Genomic DNA, 16,727 nt, shown 5'->3' with positions numbered 1-16,727 from the left:
ATTGGGCGCTAGTGCCCCCATGGCAGTACCGGCGTCCGCAACATCGGCAGCGCCGCCGGCCATGCAGGTGGTCAACAAAGTCAACACGCCGATGTCGCAGCCGGGTTCGCGTGCCGATCAGCTGTCGCAGCTGAATGCGGAAATCCCACTGCTTGAGGCACAGGCAAAGATCGCGAAGCTGAAGGAGCAAATCGCGCACCCTTCCGGCGGCTCCCAGGGCCCCCAATCGGCTGCACCTGGCTTTGGCATTGGCAGTGCTCCATCTCCCCTTGGCGTGGCTGCGCAAGGTATCGGTGTCCCTGCTCAGTCTATCCAAGCCAGCGCAGGCAAGGCGGGCGCACGCACGTCCCAGCCGCAGGTGCTGGCGATCACGGGCTACAACGGCAAGCTCCAGGCAATCGTCCGTATGGGCGCCGAGCAACACATCGTTAACCGCGGCGCTACCGTGGACGGCTGGCTCGTCGCTGATGTGATGCCATCGGCAGTTGTGTTTTCGCGGTCCGGAAAATCGGTAACGATCCGCCCGTGAGGGGAAGCATGATGCGTCTGCTGACGGCGAAAGCCGGCTTTCAGCCCGAAGACCCCACGAACGGCGCCCGTGCGTCCGTTGCTGGGGTAATCGAGCCTCCAATGCGCGCTGAATTGCCTGCTTTGCCAGAGGTGCTTCGCGATGTAGTCGTAATCGATCCATCGCCGCAGGAAGATACGCGGGCGGGCTTGGAAGCGATCGCTCTGGCCATGCGGTGGATCGACCAGCGAGACGTTCAAAGTGCGCCACCACACAACGCCGACACGGAAGACTTCGAGCGCCTGACGTTCATTTCCAAGTTGCTCGATGCCGATCAGATCCGCATCGCCAAGACGTTGCGTCATGTCGTCCTCTACGTGGACGAGCGGTACACCGCGCACCCAGCGCTCCTCATGTGGCGCAAAGACGCCTCAGACCTTGGTTTCTTCTGCATCACCCAACCCAGGGAGTTGAAGGAACTGAGAGAGGACAAGGTTCGCCTGAGCGCCGCAAGTAACGTACAGCGCGACTCGGCAAACCTTTCGACGCTAAATGCTGCGCGCGACCTCATCTTGCACGGCGCTGCCCTCGGGGCGAGCGATCTGCATATCCTGCTGCGCGAGGACATCGCCGAGGTGCAATACCGAGTCAAAGGCGCGCTTCGCTCGGCGCTGCAAATGAGCCGCGACGAGGGCGAGGCCTACATCCGTTCGATGTACACGGGACTTTCCTCGGTCAAGGAAGCGATCTACAACCCGTTTGAATTTCAAGACGCCCAGATCAACGGTTCGGACCTGCCCGGAAGCGGCTTGGCGTCAGTGCGGATCATCCGGGGACCAGCCTACCCTGTGGAGACGGGCGGCGGCTTCCTCGTCGCACGCTTGCAACCACTGAAGAAGAGCACAGGTCAAGCGGACGTGACACGGATTCCGTTCACGCTCAGGACACCGCGCTCTCCGCTCGGCTCCCTGCCGCTCAAGCAGATGGGGTACTCCGATTTGCAGGTCCGACTCCTGGAGCGTATGACGCGTATGCCATCGGGCGTCATCGTCGTTACGGGGCCGACGGGTAGCGGAAAGACGACAACCCTGTACGAGCTCCTCAAGCATCAAGCCAGGCAGTTCCCTGACAGCCGCCAGATCACCATCGAGAACCCTGTCGAGTACCCGATGGATTGGTCGGTGCAGCTGCCCGTAACAAAGTCCTCGAACCTGTCTTTCGGCGATATGGTGCGTATGACGCTGCGGATGGACCCGGACGTCGTGCTCGTAGGCGAACTGCGCAGCGCTGATGAAGCCGTGGCCGCCCTGCAAGAGGCAATGACCGGCCACCTTGTCTGGACGACGCTTCACGTGAACGACCCATTCATGACAATCGACCGCATGGAAATGCTCGATCGCGGGCAGTTGTCGCGCGAGATCATCTGCGATCACAAACTGCTGCGCGGATTCGTGGCGCAGCGCCTGGTGCCGGTGCTGTGCGATCACTGCAAGCGTCCCTTGACCGAGATCGCTGAGGATCTTCCCGCGGATATGCTCGACGCGCTGGAGACCTGGGGGCCGATCGATTCCATGCGGGTGCGCGGCGCAGGTTGCGACCATTGCCATGACGAGAAGATCCAGGGCGTAACCGCTGTGGCCGAGGTAGTGGAAACCAGCGCAGCACTGATGCGCGACTTCATCAAGCTTGGCACCGACGAAGCCCGTCGGCAACAACGCCAGCGAGAAGGGGCCGACCTGTCCATGCTCAGTAACGCAATGGTCGGGGTTCTCAGCGGCCGATTCGATCCGCGCGACGTCGAGCGCGCCGTAGACATCATCACCACGAAAGGAGCACAAGATTGAAATTCTTTAAGCCCGGGCTGTCTTGGTCGACGCGCAAGATGCTATATCAGCAGTTGGCGTCGCAGCTCGACAACGGCCGTCCGCTCGTCGAGGCAATGGAGGACTTCCGCGATCGATTGGCGAGACGCGGGCGTAAAGGGCTGGCACAGGCGATGCGTGAAGCCACCAGTTGCCTGAAAGACGGAAAGACCTTTGTGCAGTCGATGGGGCCAACGCTCTCGCCAATGGAGCGCAGTGTGCTGGCATCTGGCGAGAAGGCAGGCCAGTTGACCAATTCGATGCGCCTGGTGCTCGACGTTCGCGATCGTGTAACGCGCATACAGCGCAAGGTGATGAGCTACTTCACCGCACCGATTGTGTACCTGATCACTCTGCTGGCCTCGTTGTACGTCATCGGCTCAAGCGTTGTACCGCCACTGGCGCAGGTAGTGCCTGTAAGCAAGTGGACGGGATGGGCCTATGGGATGTATCTGATGGGAGCCGTCGCAACGGGATGGGGGATGGTAATTACGGTTTCCCTCCTGGTCGTGCTAGGCGCCACGGTCATCTGGTCACTTCCACGCTGGACGGGCAGGGGACGAGCCTTTTGCGACCAATATGTCTTTCCCTACAACGTCTATCGCGAAGTGCAGGGCTTTGCATGGCTGCTGTCGTTCACCGCGCTTTTGCGCGCGGGCGTGCCAGACACCACCGCACTGCAAGATCAGCTGACATCAGCCTCACCGTGGCTCGCGTCGCGCTTGCGACCTGTGATGATCGGTTTGCGCGACGGCCTTAACTTGTCGGCCGCACTGCGCCGAACCGGGCTGGGCTTCCCCTCGATCGACCTGATCGATGAAGTTGCCGCCTACATGAACTTCCCGGATTTTCCGGAAAAGATTGACAACGTTGCGCGGGACTACTCCGAATTCCTGGAACGCAAGATGATGATCATCGGCGGAGCAATCGGCGGCGTGTTCTCGATGGCCATGTTTATGGCCTTTGGTGTCATCACCATCGGTGCCAATACGATTTCGGATCTCATCACAAAAAGCGTTGGAGCGTAGTGCCGGGGCGTTCGTAACAATTGAGTGTTGACATGGTGTCCTATTGGGCTTTTTTTTGCTTTACAATCTTCTAAGGATGCGCAACAGCCCAACTTACAATCTGTCGTTTGATTGTCAGCGTTATCGCGTCGTACGGCTACTGTGCTTGGTAGTTCCTGTCCCCCAATATTCTTTCTTCTGTGAGGTCATTCGATGGATTCAATTCTTGGTCGTATCGCTGCGACCGTTCTCGGCCTGTTGGTTCTTGCCGCAGTTGGTCTGGGCATCTACAAGGCGTTCTCAGGCAACAAGGTCGGTCAGACCACCACTGATCTGAGCTTGCTGCAAACCAACGCGCGCGCGCAGTACAGCCAGGGTGCTAACGGCTACGCGAACTTCAACGTCGCAGCTGGCACGCCGACCGCTGGCATTGTGGATTCGACCGGTAATTCGGCGGTCATTCCGACCGACATGCTGCGTGCAGGCCGGGTCGTGGACGCATGGGGTAATGACGTGACGATCGCTCCTACGTCGAACAACCAGCAATTCGCTGTGACGGTTGGCGGCACGGGTCTGACCGCAAGCCAGTGCTCGCAGATCCTCACCAGCCTGACGGGCTGGACCCGGGTTGCCACAAGCACCGGTCAGAGTTTCACGACCGGGAATCCCCCCGATGCCACAACCGCCGGCGCTGCGTGCATGAACGACGGCGAAACCATTACGGTCACTATGCAATAAACCGTTTCGCTATCGTCAATACGGCCGGCGCAGCCGGCCGTTGCCTTTCTACCGTATTCCCGCTTTACCCCGACAACCACAGCGCGCAGAAGACCGTCGTGACATGCATCTGACCCCGCCTACGCCGACCGACGACGCGGTCATCAGTGCCATCGATCCTGCCGAGGCGGATGGGGCGGCGTCGCGCCTCGCGTTCCTTGAATTCTCCGACCTGTACCTGGAGCCTAACGGTGCCGCTTGGTACAAGACCGCACCGGACGACAACGTTCGCAACACCCTGGAAGGCCCATATCTTGAGGATGTGCAGTATCTGCGCGAGCAGTTGCTCAAGCACGTCGGAAGCGTGGATTTTCTGATGGACATCCAGGGGGTACGACTGCGCGTGCAGTGCATCTCCACAGTCGACGGCGACGTGTATGTGTGCCGCCGAGCCGCGAAGACACCGATGCCGGTAGAACGGCTGGGCTACCCGGCAGAATTGATCAAGTCGCTCCTGTCTGACGCATTCACTGGCGGTGGCCTCATTCTGTTCACAGGTGCCACCGGCAGCGGAAAAAGCACATCGCTCGCCTCCATATTGGCCGCGCGCCTGAAGTTGTTTGGCGGGGTGGCGTGGACTGCTGAAAATCCGGTCGAGACGCTGCTCCATGGCACGCATGGTTCTGGCGTCTGCTACCAAACTGAAGTACCTCGCGATGAGGATTTTGGGATGGCCATCCAGCGCATGTTGAGGGGCGCGCCGAACATCATCGTCATTGGCGAGATCCGCAGCGCTAAAGCTGCGGCTCAGGCCGTACTGGCGGGCACGAGCGGACATCTCGTGTTGTCCACGCTGCACGCCAACGACATCCAGTCTGCGCTGCATCGTCTCAAAAGCATGCTCGTCCACGAAGGACTGGATGGTGCGTTTCTTGGCGACGCTATGGGGGCAGTGCTGCATCAATCGATGTCTTATGCGCGCGCACCAGATCGCAACCGTCGCGTCGTGACCGTGTCTCCTCTCATCGTAGCCGGCAGCCGTAACGCTACGGCCATCCGCGCGCATATGCGCGGCGGCGAATTTCATCAGCTGTCCTCGGAAATCGAACGCCAGAAACGGGTGCTACTGATTCCCGGGCAAGCAGGAGGAATGCTATGAGCTTCGCGTGGGTGCCGATGGCCCTCATGATCTTCTTCGCCGGCCTGATTGCACAAGCATTCGACACCGCCCAGGCGGTGCCCGGGGCGGGCGCCGCCGGCCAAATGCAGGCTGTCGCTCGCGTGCGCGCGCAGCAAATCGCCGTATTCAGCTCTGCCTGCTCGCAAGCCGCAACGGCGAGTCCAGGTCTGGTATCTCCCAATATCGCAGTCGCACTGCCCAACGGGGTTGCCATTGCGCCAGGCGCTACATGCATGACCACGTCTGCGCCCGGCGGAGGGCGCTACGTCTATGCATGGATGCCGGCCAATGGAGGCACTTCCGCACAGGTCTATGCCATCACCCAAAGCGACCGGGCTTGGTGGCGCGTAACTGCCACGGGCATCGGCACAAATATGACGGATGCACAGACGCTGGCCTTCCCGGCGAGTATCACGGCGCCTGCCATCGTGCGCTTTACCCAAGTCAACCCGTAAGGAATTCATTGTGGACGCAATCATAGGATTCATCGCCGCACTCACGCTCTCTTTGCTGAGCATGGCGGGGTTCGCAAAGTACGCCGACATGGGTGTGCGCAACATTCAGACTTCAGCGATCGCCAGCCAGGGCCGCGTCATTGACCAGGCTGCTGCGCAATATGTGCAGGACAACGCAGCTGCTCTGGCCGCGAGCGTGCCCGTAGGTGGCGCAGCCACAACGATCTCCGTGAACACACTCCAGACTGCGGGTTACTTGCCGGGCGGATTTTCGGCAAACACTGCGTTTGGCCAGACGTGGCAGGTGCAAGTCTCGCAGCCCACTGCTGGGAGGTTGCAAACCATCGTCATGACGACAGGCGGCAATCCGATCACCAACACCGCACAGCTTGCAGGCATTGCTGCGCAGATTGGGGCAGAGGGTGGTTTCGTGCCATACGCCAATCAAGGTGGTAACTCAGCAATGAGCCCATCCAACGCCAACGGCGCGTTTGGCGCGTGGCAGGTGAACCTGGGTGCGTCCGGTTTCACCAACGCCGGCTCTGGCCACGTCGCCAACCTGCTGGCCTTCACCAGTCAGCAGTCCAACGCCAACTACCTGTATCGCGTCTCGGTGCCAGGCCATCCTGAGTTGAACGCAATGCAGACCGACCTCTCGATGCAGGACGTCGGCGGAACAGCACACAACATCGCCGGCGCAAACAACGTCACGGCCGGCGGCACGGTGACCGGTGGCAAGCTTGTTTCAAACGGTGACGTGAACGCAGCTGGCAATGCCACGATCAATGGCACCCTCAGCGCTGCGGCCGGCCGCGTTACCGCCTGGAATAATGCGGCAGAGGGTGGGGTCATCACGATGCAAGGCGCCAATGGCGTCAACATGTACGTCGAGAACCTCAACGGGACTTTGCGCCTGGTCAACAGTCCCTGGAACGCGCAGCTGCTGACTGTTGACCAGTCGGGCAACACCGTGGCCAACGGCGGAGTTTCGTCGACAAACGCGCCGGGCTACGGGCAGACCACCTTGAATCAGTGGGGCCTTGCAAGCACGGGTGACATCTATGTCGAACCCGCCAACGGCCACAACCTGAATTTGAGCACTACGGCGTGGAATGGAACCGGGCAGCTGAACAGCCAATTCGCTCAAAACTGGTTTCAGCATCGCGTCGTCGCGAATGAATATCTTCAGGTCAATGGGGGAGCCAGTCCGAACACGTCGTGTTCTCCGAATGGTATTGCCGCGGTGAATGCTGACGGATCCGGCCAATGGCTGAATTGCGTCTTTGGCACGTGGAAGCCGATTGGCGGCAATCTGCTGCGCTATGGCAAATACACAGCGACCCACGGGACGTACATTCCAGCGCCCTCGTGTCCTGCAGGCGGTACGGCCATGATTGTGGTCACGCCGGCCAATTTCTCAGTCGATACAACCACGACTGTCAATTATGGCGCTTGGGGATCCGGACCTTGGACGGTGTACATCGTCGATGGCGCGTCGTCTCCACTTTGGGGTGCAACGGCCGCAGTCGGAACGTATTGCGGTTATTAACGGGAGGGAAAAATGAAGCGGATTTTGCGGATTCTTCTGTTGGGTCTGTTGTTGTTCGGTGCGCGCGCCGCGCTGGCCAACCCCACGCTCTGTTCGCCTGGCTATCAGGACTCGACGTGCGTCACGCCGATCAGTCACGGGGCGATTCCAGCCCCCCAGTGCTCGACCGATGCAGGATGGACTACGATTTCCAACGCAGTCTGGTTGGGGGCGCAATGGAGCCAGCCGCAGTGCAATTATCAGGCTCCGCCTGCTTGCCCGGCCGGTTACACCCAAACGAGCCCACCTTCGTGGAACGGATCGAGTTGGAGTGCGCCAGGATGTTCACCGCCGGTCGCCGCCAACCCTCAGCCGACGCTGACCTGTCTCTACGACTATAACCACAATGTTCGGTTAGCACCATATGGGAATTGCACAGCTGATGGGGGCTGTGACGGTATGGCATTGCAGGTCATGTGGGGTGGGAACGGCTTTCAGACCGTCGTATTTCAATTTTGGCCGAACGACTACACTGTGACTGACACAGACATCAACCAAGCGCTTGCCGGAACCGGTTACAGCCGCGGAGCTTTTATGGCGGGCGGCGGCGGCAACGGGAACGCGTCAGCATCCGAGTCGTGGCAGGTTTGCCACTAGCGAGTGCCAGCAAGACGCAAAAAAGGCCCCAATCTTGGGGCCTTTTTCCTTGGATGGCAGCGTGTCAGCCGACGATGTTACCCGTTGTGAACGTGAAGCTGCGAGTGAAAGGCGTGCCGTTGATCGTGCCGCTCAGATTCACTGAATACTGCGTATTCGGCTGCAGCGGCGACGCAGGGTATGCGACGGCCTGTTCCGGTTGAACGAGCTTGTTCGGATCGTTCGTCGAATTCAGGATCTGCAAGCTGATGACCGTTCCGGTGGTGTCGGCCATCGTCGCCGACGTCAGCAATACCTTATCGGCACCCGGATTCCCCATGACAACCACCGGCGTACCCCAACCCGAAGCCGAGACGTTCGGTGGCGTCGGGATTTCGCCCGAAATCGACTTGTACGCTACGCCGGTCACGCCCTGGCACGGGAAGGTCAACGGGCCGTTGCTAATCGCTTGGGCCTGCGTGTTGAACAGGCTCATGCTGTCCCAGGATTGCGTGTAGGTGTAGCTGCCAGACGTCGTTTGCGTCTCGTATTCGCCGATGCCGACAGTGTTGACCGGATATGCCGCAACAACCGAGTGGTAGACGCCCGCGAGCAGCGAATACACGAAATTCTGGCCAGCTACCTGGGCCGTGAACGAAGCGCTCGTTGTCGCATAGCCACCGCTCACGCCCACACCCAGGACGTTACTCGGGAATCCAGCCGCAACGGCGCGATCGACATACGTTGCCCCCGTATAACCCTGGTTGCTCGACACTTCGCTATCCGAGACAGCGTTGTTGAGGCCCATGTACTTGGCGTGCGCCTGCGCCGCCTGATCCAGTACCGTGTTCTCCTGCAAGGCAGGAAAACCACATTGCGTGCGGTACTGGTTCAGCTGGGTCAGTGCCGCCAGCTGCGCGCTGGAGGCCGTGTATTGGGGCGTCGTCAGCGTGCCCGTTACGGTCGTGGATGTGCCGCCGGTGCTGCCGCCCGTGCCGCCCGTGGTGGTGCCACCGGTCGTGCCGCCGGTGGAAGTGCTGCCGCTCGTGGTGCCGCCATCGCCGCCGCCACAGGCTGCCAGCGCGGTGCACAGCAGGAGTGCGCACGCGAGAGATGTGCGCTTAAAGGTAATCGTGCTCATGATGCTCCTTTCTTCTTGGTGGATTGCCAGTCATGCCAGCGGCATTATGCCGAAGGCTCTTGTACTTTCTTTGCGGCCTGCGCCGCCATCCCAGCCACAACTTGGGCCAGTCCCCTCTCCATCGCGTCAATGCGCTCCTCGACCGCGCTCAGCCGCTTGTCGTGCGCGGCCGGCGTATCGATCTGCTCATCCATGACTTTGCGACGCAGATATTCAGCGAGTGAAAGCCGTGCGGCTTTCGCTTGTTCGACAACCCGTTCGCGCTGCGAAGGCGTCAACAACAACAGGATTCTTTCTGTATATCGTTCCATGTCTGAATAATACCAACTCGCGCAACACAACGCAACATGCGTTGCTACAACACCACTGTACTACAGCATTTGTTGCGCGTGTTGGTCTTTTTGCTACAATCGAACAATGCAAATCCACCCCCTTACCCTCTCCGCGAACAAGTTACATATGCCGCCCCGCATGGCGGTGTCCGCGCCTCCGCCGCCACTCTCTCTCGACGACATCGAGCGCGACGCTATGCTGCTTGAAAAGCACGAGCGAATCCGTCGCTGGCAGTGTGGAGCAGGGGGTCTTGTCGTGGGTCTTATGTTGGGAGCCGGCGGAGCAACACTCGCTTGGTGGTATTCCGCAAAGTTGACCGCCCCCACGATCAATAGCTCGTCGGCCAAGCAATCGTCGATCAAGCAGATGGCGATTCCAGCAAGCGCGGTCAGTGCGATTGCTCCGGTAGCCAGCGCAGTCATTGCTGCAACGTCTGATGCCAGCGCACCGCAAGTCGTGGCGCCAGTGTTCGCATCGGCGGTTGTCGCCTCCGCGCAAGCTCAGCAGGGCTCAATCCAAAAAGCCTCACCTACCACGCGGCCTGCGGCTTCCGCGCCCCTCGCAGCCGCCCCCGGCGCACAACAGATGCAGGAGCTTCGTCGCATCATGCCGTTGCCTCCGTTGCCTGCTGCGGCGACCGCACCGGCGCTTCCCCTGCAGGAAAAGGCCAAGCCGGAAAGGGTGGCGGGCAGCCCCGCACACGCCGATGCTTCAAACGTCGTGCTCTACGTCGCAAAGCCCGCGGGGGAAATCACACCGGCAGCGCCCGCGCCCTCCGCTCCTGTACCACCAGCAACTTCGCAACCGGTCGGGCATGCGCCCGCCACACCAGGTTTTCGCATCGTCTCCATCCCGATGCCTGGGCTCGCGATGGTCGCGCAGGGAGAGAACGTCACGCCGGTACATGCCGGCGGCAAGCTCCCTGATGGCTCCGTCCTTGAATCCGCCGATCCGACGTCGGGTGTGGCGCGCACCAACCGCACGACCTTTACTCTCAAAGGAAAATAATGGGCAACCTGCTCCGACATTCGTACAGCGACAATAGCCAGATCAACCCGCAATCCCACTTGCAAGATGAGCAAGACGACGCAAACACAGATCCGCGCGCCCAGTTGATCACCGATCAGAACATCGAACGCTACCGGCAGGACGCAAGCCAATTCGCCCCTACGCAACCACCCAAACCGATCAAGCAGGCCAAGCCGATGGCGATCGGCGTGGTCGAAGTCAATGACGCAGCTGAAGGCATCCGCACGTATATCGCCGAAGGCGACGTCATTGAGGGTGATCTTCGTCTGAAGACCTCAGGGCTTCGCTTGGCTGGACACGTCAAGGGCCGTATCTACTGCGAGAAGGGCTCAGTCATCGTTGAATCTACCGGCGTCGTTGACGGCGGCATCGAGGCCGAAGGCCGCGTTATCGTTGACGGACAGGTGGGGCACCAAAACAACATTGAAAACACCGGCGCCACGCGCCTGATCATCCGCACGCCGGGCCTACTGGCGGTGTTGGGTAACGGCAAGGTTTACGGCAATTACCACTACGGGCGTATCGCCTGCTACGACGACGCGACCATCGAGGGGATGGGGCGCAAGGTAAGGGGCTAGGAGATGCAGCGCTGCTCGGTGCATTTCGCGGGCCGGCTGATCGATCTGGACGATCCGGGCGCGCTGGATGTTGGCGCCATCGCTGCAACGCTCTCTCGCATCTGCCGTTTTGCCGGCAATCTGCGTGACGATCACCAGATCTCGTGGCACAGCGTCGCTGACCATTGCGTACTCACGGCGGAACTGTTGCGCCGTCGTGGGATGCCGGCCCAGACATGCTTGGCCGGCCTTTTGCACGACGCACATGAGGCACTGATCGGCGATGTCATCACCCCCACGAAAACATGGCTTACCGGAGGCGGCTACGGCACGACCCATGCAAAGCGCAAGGAACATGATCTGGAACGCAAGGTTCTGCGCTCTCTCGGCTGCGAACCGGGCACGCAAGCAGGGGTTTTCGTCAAGCAGGCGGACGTAGAGGCGCTTCACATCGAAGTCTGCGCGCTTGGCCTGCCGCATACGTCGTTCGGGCTGCGCAGCGTGGTCCCGTTCGATCAAGCGATGCTCCGCGAGCTTGGCGTCTTGCAGCCGACCGCGCATCTGCCCATGGCCGCCGTATTCCTGGCCAGCCAACAGCGGTTTCTGAAGACCTATGCAGCCTTGCGCATGACGGGCGAGTGCGTGCCAGAGGCTGCCCATGCCTGACGCAAATCCTCGCGTGCTGGTCGTCGGTGCAGGACCGGCTGGGCTGACTTGCGCAAGCCATCTTGCCAAGATGGACGTGGCGGTTGACCTGGCCGAGCAAGGCCAGGCCGTCGGTGGCGCGGTTCGCCAATATGAGCACGCCGAAATCTGGGTGCCGATTCCTGGCCTGACCGCTAATTCGCTCGTTGCCGGCTTCCGCCAGGAGGCCCGCCAAGCCCGCCTGACGCTTCTGCTGGGCCGACGCGTGACATCAATCCAGGTGCGCGAGGATTGCATCCTTGCCGATGATCAGCCGTATGCTGCCGTCGTGCTCGCCACGGGCGCTCCACCGCGCGGTTTGGAGCACGCCGGCGAGGGAGTGATCGTCGCGCCGGGCAGGGCGTTGGAATCGGTCGATGTCCGTGGTCTGCGTGTGGCGGTGTGCGGCGGCGGTGACAACGCGTTCGAAAACGCCGCCCGCATGCGGCGCGAGGGCGCAGCCTGTGTAGATGTGTTCTCTCGTGGGGATCTCCGCGCAAGACCGCAACTCATCCGTGAGGCGCTTGATCTTGGCGCACGGATTGCGGTGGGCCCGTATCGCATCGAGGGGCGACGAATCGTGCGCGCGCAGGATCCACGGAACGACGACCAATTTGACATCGTGGCAGTGCTCTGGGGATTCGCACCGCGCCTCCCGAAGATCGAGGCGCCAGGCCTGACTGCAGGAGCCCCCCTCAAGGGCCGCCACCCACTGCCGCGCCTGTGGGTAATCGGTGACGCCCTTCCTGACGAGGAGCGATCGATCCTCGCTGCAATGGGTGATGGATCACGTGTGGCGAAGGCTGTAGAAGCCTTCCTGCACAGCGATCAATGCTGGACCGAAAAGGCATTGTCACTGGGTGCCGTCGATGCTTGAGTTTATGATGCAGCGCGATGATGGCGTGTGCAAAGTGGAGCGCGCTGCCGTACGCCAAGCGCACTGGATGTGCGACGACATTGTGGCCGAGGCCGGAGCAGCCATAGCGGTTTTGCGCGGCGAGCCAGATGGCTACAGGCGCGATGAGCGGCACCTTTGTCCCGTCGGGACCGTCGAGTTCTGCCGCGAGTGGATGCGCTTGACTGGCGTGGCCGAGCCGGTGCCGATCGATTATCCCGCGTCGTTACGCGATGTGCTGGGCCGCGTCGTACAGTGCGTGCCATTTGCCGACGCGACGATCGGGGCGTGGATCAAGCCAGCGCGTACGAAGGCCTGGCTCCCGCAAGTCAAGCAATCGGATCGTGACCACCATCCTGACGAGCTTGTTTGGGAATCAGCCGTCATCCCGGAATCTGACTGGCTAGCTGAGTGGCGCGTCTACGTGCGCGATGGAGCGATCATTGGCTGCGGCAGGTACGACGATCGACCGGTGGAGAACATCGAGCTCGACGCCAAGCTCGTGGAGTCGTGGATCCAGCGCTGGGAGGCCACCGGCCGGGCACCACGCGGCTACGCACTCGATGTGGCGCGTTGGCCAAGGCAAACGGTGCTTGTAGAAGCGACCGACGCCTGGGCAATCGGCCTGTACAAGGGAACCTGCCGGGCGGAGGGCTACACCAGGATGCTGGCCGCACGCTGGGGAGAAATAGCCAAGCAAGTCCTCTGAATGTTGCATTGTGTTGCGTCTATTGGTAATTGTGGTAAAATGCCACCAACCATAGGGGAGCACAATCTTGAATTTCAACAACATCCGCCGTTCTCTTCGCTTCGCTCTCGCCCTGCTGGCGGCCGTTGCGCTCGGTGGCACGCTTACGCCAGGGCTGGCGCGCCAACACCATCACCAACTCTCGCTGACAGACATCTTTGGCGCACCGGCACTGTCACAAGACTGCGAGAGTAACTTCTTGCAAGGCCAGGCCCCACAGGTCACGAATCCAAAGCTGGCCGCCCAAACGCGCGAGCTTTGCAACCCCGGGTATGCCGTGCTTCATTCAGGCATCACCCGCACGCCGCTTTGGAGCGCCGAACACCTGACGCAGCCTCGTATCCGCGCTTCGATCAATCTGAGCCGCGAAGACAGCTTCCGCTCCGATGATCGTCTGCCGATGGCTGAGCGTGCCGAGCTTGACGATTACGCACGATCTGGATGGGATCGTGGGCACATGAGTCCCAACAAGGACGCACCGGACAGAACCAGCCAGTCCGCGACGTTCCTGCTGTCGAACATGATCCCGCAGGCACCCAAACACAACCAGCACCTGTGGGAATCCATTGAACGAGCAACGCGCCAGCTGGCGCTCAATGGACATGACGTCTACGTGGTGACCGGCCCGGCATTCCTCGGGAGCCAGTTGCGTCGCACCGGACACGTGGCCATTCCCTCGCACGTCTGGAAGGCTGTCTACGTGGCCGACACGGGTGAAGCTGCGGTGTGGTGGACGGAGAATACCAACGAGTCCGGGTATGATTTGATTTCGCTCGATGAGCTTGCCCGGCGCACCAGTATCGCCCCCTTTCCGGCCGCTTCTGCTGCATCTCGTGTGATGGTGGCGCGCCTGCCGAAGCCGCGGCTGCGCCATTCCAGCAACAACTTCTGAGGGGATCCAGATGGACTACTTTGCCAACGAAAGCCAAGTGCTGCGGGTGGGTGACTTTGAATTTGCCAACCGCACTGATCGCATTACGATCGGCGGGGGGGACATCACGCGCGACGAAGACGGCCTGAAAACGCTGCGCGCTCTGGCTGAGCAGCTGCGCCAGATCGAAGCGGCGCTGACCGTCGATCGCGACAAAGGCCAACTGCCCAAGAAGATCGCGATCAAGGCTGATACGAGCGAGGCCAATCCCTTCAACTGAAATAGTGGCAGCCAAGCCTAACCCGACCCCACCTGGAGCGGCACCCGGTACGCGCTATGGCCGCTATACCGTGCTTGCCGTGTCGTCCATTGGGCGAAAGGCGAGGGTTCTGTGCCGCTGCGACTGCGGTACGGAAAAGGACGTACGCCTGGATGGCCTGAAGGCGGGAACTGTCATGTCGTGCGGCTGTTTGAATGCGGAGCGTCGCAAGGACGAAAAGCCCTCTCGCCAAAGCGTGTTCGCAGATGTGATGCACAAGCGGTTTGGACGGTTGGTGGCCACCGACATTCAGAGGGGCTCCGCCAAGAACACGCAGATCGTCTGCCGCTGCGACTGTGGCGGGCAAATTGTGACGACGCCATCCCGCCTGCGTCATGGCGACACGACCAGCTGTGGCTGTTATCACGAAGAGCGCCTTGTTCAGCAGGGTGCGCAAACGCGGGACCACGGCCATGCTGTTGATGGCGAACTGGCATCGGGGCACACCTCGATCTATCGCGCCTGGCTCAAGGTCCGCGCCTTGTGCCGGGATGTTCAGCGGCGCGGCGCGGGCAAGGTCAATGGCGAATACGATCCGCGATGGGATGCGTTTGACGAGTTTCTGGCGGACTTCGGCGAGATCGGTTTCAGCGAAACGGTCTGCCGCAAGGATCAAAGCCTGCCGTGGTCGAGGTCGAATTGCTATATCGCGCTGGGGCCGGCTGATCGCCGCCGAAAGACCCGCGAGGAAAACGCACAGGCCGCGCAGAACAAGCTGGGGCATCAATCATGAGCGCAGAACTGTTGGCCGTTGTCGAAGTCGATAAAGACGATCGAGTGGTGTGCCAAGCGCCAGGCTGCGGCCGGGGTGTCTACAAGCGGATCCACGTTGTGCGCCACAACGGCACGCTTGGCGTCTACGGCGAGGATTGTTTCGATCGTCTCTTCGTCGGCCTTTCTCGTGAGGCCGAGCCGCGCTATGGGGGTGGACCCGGGCGCTTGCTGAGCGCAGAAGAGCGCCAGCTGCTGATCGAAAACACCGAGCGTCTGATCACCCAGTTCGAGCTTGAGCGTCAGCAGGCGATTGAGCGAGCGCGCCAGCAAGAGCAAGAACAAGAGCGCCTGCGGGAGCAGGAGCGCTTGCGAAGAGAGCAGGCCGAGAGAGAGCGGCTTGCTCGGTCCAGGGCAGCCTTCCAACATCGATCAGCACCTGCCAGAGTCGCAGCACCGGGGCCAACTCCAGAAGAGCTCAAATCCGTCGAGGCCGAGGCCAAGCGCCTGGTGCGTGAGCGTTACGGTGTGGACCCAGACCAGGCCGGCTGGAGAGGTCTTGTGATGGCGGCCCAGCGTGAACTGCTTGGGCGTTGAAGCGCTTGCCGTTGCTGGCACCAGCCGATTTCCGCGACCTTGCCGGCCCTTGACCTATCTGGAATGCGCGGGCGGTTGCCGCGGCTGCAAGGGCGGGCATTTTATTCGTCCGCGCTGAACAACTACTCCTGAACCCCGGCGCTGTGCCGGATCTTCAGGAGTTGAGCATGGCAAGCGTTCCATTGCCCCCCTATCGGGCATGCCGGGTTACAGGCGATTGGTTGGACGGCAGCCCCAGCATTCCGGCATTCACAAATGGCCGGCTCTGGAATGGATTTCAGCAGCCGCTGTTTTCCAGGCCATCTGTCTTGCAGCTGGCCCTGCTGATGCCAGGCCAGGTGGAATTCGACGCGTCGGGCACGGCCGTCATCGTCATCGCCGACGATGGCGAGCCATTCCTCGTCAATGGCCAGCAAATCGAAGTCAATGGCAGGCGCATCGAAGTGTTTGCCGTTGGCTCTGGATGGTGGTGCTGGGAAGAAGCAGACACCGGAATCGGTCCGGCCACCGATGCCCCGCTGGACAAGCGCTTCGATGACGTGCTTTTCGGCACAACACAGGAAGAGTTCGACGCGCTGGAAGTGCATGGCGTGCGTAACGTACGCACCCCAGCCGGCGAGAACGTGGGGATCCGCGAAGTCGACGATGTGAATCCCGAACTTTTCTCGGTCTACGTGCACTTCCGCGCGGGCGGGGTTGAATGTGTAGGTGATCACGGCACACTACATCTGGCACTGAAGTACGCCCGAGAGCTCGCCAATCGATTCGGATGCCCAATCCACAACTTCGCGCCGATGCCCGTACCACCACGCGCACCGAGTACAGCTGTCTGAGTCAAAGCCCGCCTGTCCAATGGGGTCCCCTCGTTTTCAGTGCAATAACTGGCGGTACGCAAACCCAGCACTGGCGCGGGGGTGGTGTTGGTAGATCGTTGATTCTGTTGGCTTTC

19 protein-coding genes are annotated in these 16,727 nt (G+C 61.0%); 17 read left to right on the top strand and 2 right to left on the bottom strand.

The window, feature by feature from the left end; translation table 11 throughout:
- Nucleotides 1-61: 61 nt before the first annotated feature.
- The 7 genes from pilP (at nucleotide 62) to pilV (ending at nucleotide 7,278) form a co-directional block, all read left to right on the top strand.
- Nucleotides 62-529 carry a type IV pilus biogenesis protein PilP gene (gene pilP / locus ACUXH0_RS19530; RefSeq protein WP_024542492.1) on the top strand — a complete coding sequence of 156 codons (468 nt, stop codon included), beginning with the start codon at nucleotides 62-64 and terminating at the stop codon, nucleotides 527-529.
- 8 nt (nucleotides 530-537) lie between these two features.
- On the top strand, nucleotides 538-2,352 hold the full coding sequence (locus tag ACUXH0_RS19525; protein ID WP_024542491.1) for a GspE/PulE family protein: 1,815 nt from the start codon (nucleotides 538-540) through the stop codon (nucleotides 2,350-2,352).
- Nucleotides 2,349-3,398, top strand: coding sequence for a type II secretion system F family protein (locus ACUXH0_RS19520; RefSeq protein ID WP_024542490.1), 1,050 nt, complete (start codon nucleotides 2,349-2,351; stop codon nucleotides 3,396-3,398). The genes ACUXH0_RS19525 and ACUXH0_RS19520 overlap by 4 nt, the downstream gene beginning before the upstream one ends.
- Nucleotides 3,399-3,590: 192 nt before the next feature.
- Nucleotides 3,591-4,115 (top strand): hypothetical protein, encoded by a 525-nt coding sequence (locus tag ACUXH0_RS19515; protein ID WP_024542489.1) that lies wholly within the window; start codon nucleotides 3,591-3,593, stop codon nucleotides 4,113-4,115.
- A gap of 103 nt (nucleotides 4,116-4,218) precedes the next feature.
- On the top strand, nucleotides 4,219-5,253 hold the full coding sequence (locus ACUXH0_RS19510) for an ATPase, T2SS/T4P/T4SS family (protein WP_024542488.1): 1,035 nt from the start codon (nucleotides 4,219-4,221) through the stop codon (nucleotides 5,251-5,253).
- On the top strand, nucleotides 5,250-5,729 hold the full coding sequence (locus ACUXH0_RS19505; protein ID WP_024542487.1) for a hypothetical protein: 480 nt from the start codon (nucleotides 5,250-5,252) through the stop codon (nucleotides 5,727-5,729). The genes ACUXH0_RS19510 and ACUXH0_RS19505 overlap by 4 nt, the downstream gene beginning before the upstream one ends.
- Before the next feature lie 10 nt (nucleotides 5,730-5,739).
- Nucleotides 5,740-7,278, top strand: a complete 1,539-nt coding sequence (gene pilV, locus ACUXH0_RS19500) for a shufflon system plasmid conjugative transfer pilus tip adhesin PilV (RefSeq protein WP_024542486.1) — start codon at nucleotides 5,740-5,742, stop codon at nucleotides 7,276-7,278.
- Nucleotides 7,279-7,978: 700 nt separating this feature from the next.
- Here pilV and ACUXH0_RS19495 read toward each other — a convergent pair.
- Both ACUXH0_RS19495 and ACUXH0_RS19490 read right to left on the bottom strand, forming a co-directional pair.
- Nucleotides 7,979-9,034, bottom strand: coding sequence for a CAP domain-containing protein (locus tag ACUXH0_RS19495; RefSeq protein ID WP_024542485.1), 1,056 nt, complete (start codon nucleotides 9,032-9,034; stop codon nucleotides 7,979-7,981).
- 44 nt (nucleotides 9,035-9,078) lie between these two features.
- Entirely contained in the window at nucleotides 9,079-9,345 is a 267-nt protein-coding gene (locus tag ACUXH0_RS19490; RefSeq protein WP_024542484.1) for a plasmid mobilization protein, read from the bottom strand.
- A gap of 160 nt (nucleotides 9,346-9,505) precedes the next feature.
- Here ACUXH0_RS19490 and ACUXH0_RS19485 point away from each other — a divergent pair, with 160 nt between their 5' ends.
- The 10 genes from ACUXH0_RS19485 (at nucleotide 9,506) to ACUXH0_RS19440 (ending at nucleotide 16,611) form a co-directional block, all read left to right on the top strand.
- The gene (locus tag ACUXH0_RS19485; protein WP_157774045.1) at nucleotides 9,506-10,375 is read left to right on the top strand and encodes a hypothetical protein; all 870 of its coding nucleotides are present in this window, start codon (nucleotides 9,506-9,508) and stop codon (nucleotides 10,373-10,375) included.
- Nucleotides 10,375-10,974: a bactofilin family protein gene (locus ACUXH0_RS19480; protein WP_024542482.1), complete on the top strand. Its 600-nt coding sequence runs from the start codon at nucleotides 10,375-10,377 to the stop codon at nucleotides 10,972-10,974. The genes ACUXH0_RS19485 and ACUXH0_RS19480 overlap by 1 nt, the downstream gene beginning before the upstream one ends.
- A gap of 3 nt (nucleotides 10,975-10,977) precedes the next feature.
- A complete protein-coding gene (locus ACUXH0_RS19475) occupies nucleotides 10,978-11,619 on the top strand; it encodes a hypothetical protein (RefSeq protein WP_024542481.1) in 642 nt (213 codons plus the stop codon).
- The gene (locus tag ACUXH0_RS19470; RefSeq protein WP_082076392.1) at nucleotides 11,612-12,514 is read left to right on the top strand and encodes an NAD(P)/FAD-dependent oxidoreductase; all 903 of its coding nucleotides are present in this window, start codon (nucleotides 11,612-11,614) and stop codon (nucleotides 12,512-12,514) included. Before ACUXH0_RS19475 ends, ACUXH0_RS19470 begins: the two co-directional genes overlap by 8 nt.
- Entirely contained in the window at nucleotides 12,507-13,241 is a 735-nt protein-coding gene (locus ACUXH0_RS19465; RefSeq protein WP_024542479.1) for an ATP-grasp domain-containing protein, read from the top strand. The genes ACUXH0_RS19470 and ACUXH0_RS19465 overlap by 8 nt, the downstream gene beginning before the upstream one ends.
- A gap of 67 nt (nucleotides 13,242-13,308) precedes the next feature.
- Nucleotides 13,309-14,172, top strand: a complete 864-nt coding sequence (locus ACUXH0_RS19460; RefSeq protein ID WP_182570837.1) for a DNA/RNA non-specific endonuclease — start codon at nucleotides 13,309-13,311, stop codon at nucleotides 14,170-14,172.
- A 10-nt stretch (nucleotides 14,173-14,182) separates the two neighbouring features.
- A complete protein-coding gene (locus ACUXH0_RS19455; RefSeq protein WP_024542477.1) occupies nucleotides 14,183-14,431 on the top strand; it encodes a hypothetical protein in 249 nt (82 codons plus the stop codon).
- A gap of 79 nt (nucleotides 14,432-14,510) precedes the next feature.
- Nucleotides 14,511-15,203 (top strand): hypothetical protein, encoded by a 693-nt coding sequence (locus ACUXH0_RS19450; protein ID WP_182594754.1) that lies wholly within the window; start codon nucleotides 14,511-14,513, stop codon nucleotides 15,201-15,203.
- The gene (locus ACUXH0_RS19445; protein ID WP_157774046.1) at nucleotides 15,200-15,778 is read left to right on the top strand and encodes a hypothetical protein; all 579 of its coding nucleotides are present in this window, start codon (nucleotides 15,200-15,202) and stop codon (nucleotides 15,776-15,778) included. Before ACUXH0_RS19450 ends, ACUXH0_RS19445 begins: the two co-directional genes overlap by 4 nt.
- Before the next feature lie 167 nt (nucleotides 15,779-15,945).
- On the top strand, nucleotides 15,946-16,611 hold the full coding sequence (locus ACUXH0_RS19440) for a hypothetical protein (protein ID WP_157774047.1): 666 nt from the start codon (nucleotides 15,946-15,948) through the stop codon (nucleotides 16,609-16,611).
- Nucleotides 16,612-16,727: the final 116 nt, after the last annotated feature.

The organism is Ralstonia sp. 110700041-2 (assembly GCF_056280165.1).
This window is presented reverse-complemented; position numbering and strand designations above follow the sequence as displayed.

Bases quoted from the DNA above. Each gene is read 5' to 3' on its own strand.
- pilP (WP_024542492.1), top strand. From the start codon at position 62: ATGCAGGTGGTCAACAAAGTCAACACGCCGATGTCGCAGCCGGGTTCG.
- ACUXH0_RS19525 (WP_024542491.1), top strand. From the start codon at position 538: ATGATGCGTCTGCTGACGGCGAAAGCCGGCTTTCAGCCCGAAGACCCC.
- ACUXH0_RS19515 (WP_024542489.1), top strand. From the start codon at position 3,591: ATGGATTCAATTCTTGGTCGTATCGCTGCGACCGTTCTCGGCCTGTTG.
- ACUXH0_RS19510 (WP_024542488.1), top strand. From the start codon at position 4,219: ATGCATCTGACCCCGCCTACGCCGACCGACGACGCGGTCATCAGTGCC.
- ACUXH0_RS19505 (WP_024542487.1), top strand. From the start codon at position 5,250: ATGAGCTTCGCGTGGGTGCCGATGGCCCTCATGATCTTCTTCGCCGGC.
- ACUXH0_RS19495 (WP_024542485.1), bottom strand. From the start codon at position 9,034: ATGAGCACGATTACCTTTAAGCGCACATCTCTCGCGTGCGCACTCCTG.
- ACUXH0_RS19490 (WP_024542484.1), bottom strand. From the start codon at position 9,345: ATGGAACGATATACAGAAAGAATCCTGTTGTTGTTGACGCCTTCGCAG.
- ACUXH0_RS19485 (WP_157774045.1), top strand. From the start codon at position 9,506: ATGGCGGTGTCCGCGCCTCCGCCGCCACTCTCTCTCGACGACATCGAG.
- ACUXH0_RS19480 (WP_024542482.1), top strand. From the start codon at position 10,375: ATGGGCAACCTGCTCCGACATTCGTACAGCGACAATAGCCAGATCAAC.
- ACUXH0_RS19475 (WP_024542481.1), top strand. From the start codon at position 10,978: ATGCAGCGCTGCTCGGTGCATTTCGCGGGCCGGCTGATCGATCTGGAC.
- ACUXH0_RS19470 (WP_082076392.1), top strand. From the start codon at position 11,612: ATGCCTGACGCAAATCCTCGCGTGCTGGTCGTCGGTGCAGGACCGGCT.
- ACUXH0_RS19465 (WP_024542479.1), top strand. From the start codon at position 12,507: ATGCTTGAGTTTATGATGCAGCGCGATGATGGCGTGTGCAAAGTGGAG.
- ACUXH0_RS19455 (WP_024542477.1), top strand. From the start codon at position 14,183: ATGGACTACTTTGCCAACGAAAGCCAAGTGCTGCGGGTGGGTGACTTT.
- ACUXH0_RS19445 (WP_157774046.1), top strand. From the start codon at position 15,200: ATGAGCGCAGAACTGTTGGCCGTTGTCGAAGTCGATAAAGACGATCGA.
- ACUXH0_RS19440 (WP_157774047.1), top strand. From the start codon at position 15,946: ATGGCAAGCGTTCCATTGCCCCCCTATCGGGCATGCCGGGTTACAGGC.